Below are 3,493 nucleotides of genomic sequence, written 5' to 3'. Positions count from 1 at the left end.
AGCTTGGGACGTCCGGACACGACACGGCCCCCGCCGGTGCCGCGTCGACGGGCGCGGCGGACGGGGGCCGTGTCGGTCCGGGGATCGTGCTGGACCGGATCACGGGGGACTGACGGCGTCCGCCGCCCGCCCCCGCGACCCGGCCGTGAGCCTCACTCCTCGCCGTCTCCGGTCTCGCCGTCTCCGGCGGGGGTCTTCGACTTGCCCTCGCCGTTCTTCGGCGACCGGCCGTTGTTGTTGCGCCGGCGGGGCTGCCGCGGGGCGGGCGGGGCGGAGATCGCGGGCTGTTGCTGCTGGGCGGGCCCGCCGCCGAGCATCAGCTCGGCGAAGGTCGCCATCGCCTCGTCGAGCTGACCACCGATGCGGCGCTCCGACTCCTCGTTGCTCTTGCGCACCACCGAGCTGAAGTACTCGTTGTCCGGCTGCTGGGCCAGGGTGCCCTCGACCTGGGACAGCCCGGACTTCACCGCGCCGTCGAGATCGCCGATCTGCGAGACGACACCCTCCTCGACCTTGTCCAGGCGGGTGGCCAGCTCGTCCAGCCGCGAGGTGAGCTTGTCCAGCCTCCCGCCGAGCGTGTCGAGGCGGTCGGAGGTGTCCAGGATCTCCGCGGTCTCGGTCAGCGAGGTGCGCAGCGAGTCCGCCGTCTCGGTCAACGAGGTGCGCAGCGACTCGGCGGTGCTCGACAGCGAGCCGGTCAGCGACTCCGTGCTCTCGGACAGCGAGTTCTGCACCGCCTCGGTGTTCGCCGTGGCCCGCTCGCGGGAGTCGGTGTCGAAGCGGTCGACCCGCTCCTTGAACGAGGTCTCCATCGTGTCGATCCGCTCGCGGACCGGGCCGTGCACGGCCGAGGGGACCCCGTCGATCTTGTCGTCCTGCTTGTCCAGGTGCCCACCGAGCTCGTCCAGCCTGCGGTGGATGTTGGTGAGCTTGTCCTCCAGGCCGTCCATCCGGCCGGACACGCCCTCGAAGCGGGCCCCGACACCGTCGAGTCTCCCGTCGAGCTGCGCGAACGGCTTCTGGAGTTTGTCGACCACGGACTCCACCGAGCGGGCCAGCTCGGCCAGCGCGTTGTCCTGGGCCTCGAGCCGGTTCATGGCCTCGTCCAGGCGTTCGGCCAGGACGGAGACCTCCGTGCGGTCGGGCAGCTCGGACAGCCGCTTGCGCATCGCGCCGAGGGAGTCCACCGGCGCGAGCCGGGCGTAGATGTCGTCGAGGGCGTCGAAGATCTGCTGCTGTTCGCTCTCTCGGACCTCGGCCGCGCGCACCAACATGTTGCGCATCCGGTCGAAGGACGGGGCTGCGAGATTGTTGTCAGACGTCACTGCGGTGTCCTTCATCGGCGGGGAAAGATGGGACCTGCACGCGAGCCTAGCGATCGACCCGCTGCGGAGCGTATCGCCCCCGTCCGTAAACGTGTGACGTGCGAAGCCGATCACGCCGATAACGTCTCGGTCACCGTGGTAACACTCAAGTGCCGGGTCAGACCCGGGGCGCGAGCGGCCCCCCCGGGGTTCCCGCGGGATCACTCGCGCCCCGCCCGCGGTGTGTCAACCGTCCGTGTGACCGTCGCGCCCGGGTACCGTCGGGGAATGGCGACGCGAACCGTTCCCACCCTTCAGGACCTGCGCACGGCTCCCAAGGTGCTGCTCCACGACCACCTGGACGGCGGGCTGCGCCCGCGCACCGTCGTCGAGCTGGCCGAATCGACCGGCTACCGGGGGCTGCCCGCCACCGACGTCGCCGACCTGACCCGGTGGTTCCGGGACGCGGCGGACTCCGGGTCCCTGGAGTCCTATCTGGAGACCTTCGCCCACACCACCGGGGTGATGCAGACCGAGGAGGCGCTGTCCCGGGTGGCCGCCGAGTGCGTCGAGGACCTCGCCGCCGACGGCGTCGTCTACGCCGAGGTGCGCTACGCGCCCGAGCTGTTCGTCACCCGGGGGCTGTCCCTCGACGCGGTGATCGAGGCCGTGCAGGACGGCTTCGAACGGGGCACCCGGCGCGCGGCCGAGCAGGGCGTGCGCATCCGGGTGGGCACCCTGCTCTGCGCGATGCGGCAGCACGCGCGGGCGCTGGAGATCGCCGAACTCGCCGTGCGCTACCGCGACGTCGGCGTGGTCGGGTTCGACATCGCGGGCCCGGAGGCCGGGTTCCCCCCGACCCGCAACCTCGACGCCTTCGAGTACATCCGGGTCAACAACGCCCACTTCACCATCCACGCGGGTGAGGCGTTCGGGTTGGCCTCGATCTGGGAGGCGATCCAGTACTGCGGCGCCGAACGGCTCGGACACGGGGTGCGGATCATCGACGACATCACCCCCGCCGGTGAGGGAGCCGCCGAGCTGGGCAGGCTGGCCTCCTATGTGCGGGACCGGCGTATCCCGCTGGAGGTGTGCCCGTCGTCGAACCTGCAGACCGGGGCCGCCCCCTCGCTGGAGAAGCACCCGATCGGTCTGCTGGCGGCGATGCGGTTCCGGGTCACCGTGAACACGGACAACCGGCTGATGAGCGACTGCACCATGTCCTCGGAGTTCGCCAGGCTGGTGGAGACGTTCGGCTACGGCTGGTCGGACGTGCGGTGGTTCACGATCAACGCGATGAAGTCCGCCTTCATCGACTTCGACGAGCGCCTGGACCTGATCAACAACGTCATCAAGCCCTGGTACGCCGAAGTCGAGTGAGCCGTCGACGCCCGCCGGGGCCGCCGGTCGTGGGCGCACCGCGGCCGGCGTTGCCCGGCGACGGACGCGCGTCGTAGGCTATCCGGATCGTAAGATGATCTTCTCACATCCTGGACAGCGGGTTGGCGACGGCGACGGTGGGCACCGGGTACGCGGGACGGCGCTGGCTGGTTCTCGCGCTCGGGCACGCGGCCCAGACCGCGAGCTGCACGTTCCTCTACGGCATCCCGTTCCTCGTGCCCGCGCTGCGCTCCACCACCGACCTCGACCTCACCCGGATCGGCGCGGTGGTCGCGGCCCCCGGCGTCGGTCTGCTGCTGACGCTGATCGCGTGGGGCGCGGTGGCCGACCGGTACGGCGAACGCCGCGTCATGGCGCTTGGTCTCGGCGTGTCCGGGGTCCTGCTGCTGGTCACGGCGCTGTCGGACGCGGGTGTGGGCGCACTGTTCGCGGCGTTCGTGGCCGCGGGCGCCGCGACGGCCTCGGTCAACGCCTCCAGCGGACGGGTGGTGCTCGGCTGGTTCGCCGAACGGGAGCGCGGACTGGCCATGGGAATCCGGCAGACCGCGCAGCCGCTCGGGGTCGGTGTGGCGGCGTTGACGCTGCCCACCGCGGCCCAGCACTGGGGATTCCGCCCGGCCCTGCTGGTGCCCGCCTGTGCCGCACTCGGGGTCGCGGCGCTGGTGGCCCGGTTCGTCGTCGACCCGCCCCGGCCGGTCCCGTCCGGCGCTCCCACGGCAACGTCCGCTCCCACGGCACCGTCCGCTCCCACGGCACCCGCCGGACCGACGGCCGTCCCCGGCGACCCG

Annotated in this window: 3 protein-coding genes; 2 read left to right on the top strand and 1 reads right to left on the bottom strand. The window is 71.7% G+C overall.

Translation table 11 applies throughout. The annotated features are described in order from the left end of the window. Positions 1-152: 152 nt before the first annotated feature. Complete coding sequence (locus tag SACPADRAFT_RS0222865) at positions 153-1,325, bottom strand: coiled-coil domain-containing protein (protein ID WP_007026971.1); 1,173 nt, start codon at positions 1,323-1,325, stop codon at positions 153-155. Between the two features lie 267 nt (positions 1,326-1,592). Between SACPADRAFT_RS0222865 and SACPADRAFT_RS0222860 the strand changes: the two genes are divergently transcribed. Both SACPADRAFT_RS0222860 and SACPADRAFT_RS29390 read left to right on the top strand, forming a co-directional pair. Further along, a complete protein-coding gene (locus SACPADRAFT_RS0222860; protein WP_007026970.1) occupies positions 1,593-2,684 on the top strand; it encodes an adenosine deaminase in 1,092 nt (363 codons plus the stop codon). Positions 2,685-2,806: 122 nt separating this feature from the next. Next, positions 2,807-3,493: MFS transporter (locus tag SACPADRAFT_RS29390; protein ID WP_157577310.1), on the top strand; the 687-nt coding region annotated here is incomplete at its 3' end.

Source organism: Saccharomonospora iraqiensis subsp. paurometabolica YIM 90007 (assembly GCF_000231035.2).
In the GTDB taxonomy this organism is placed as follows: domain Bacteria; phylum Actinomycetota; class Actinomycetes; order Mycobacteriales; family Pseudonocardiaceae; genus Saccharomonospora; species Saccharomonospora paurometabolica.
Note: the sequence above shows the minus strand (reverse complement) of the source record. Positions and strands in the feature narration are given on the sequence as shown.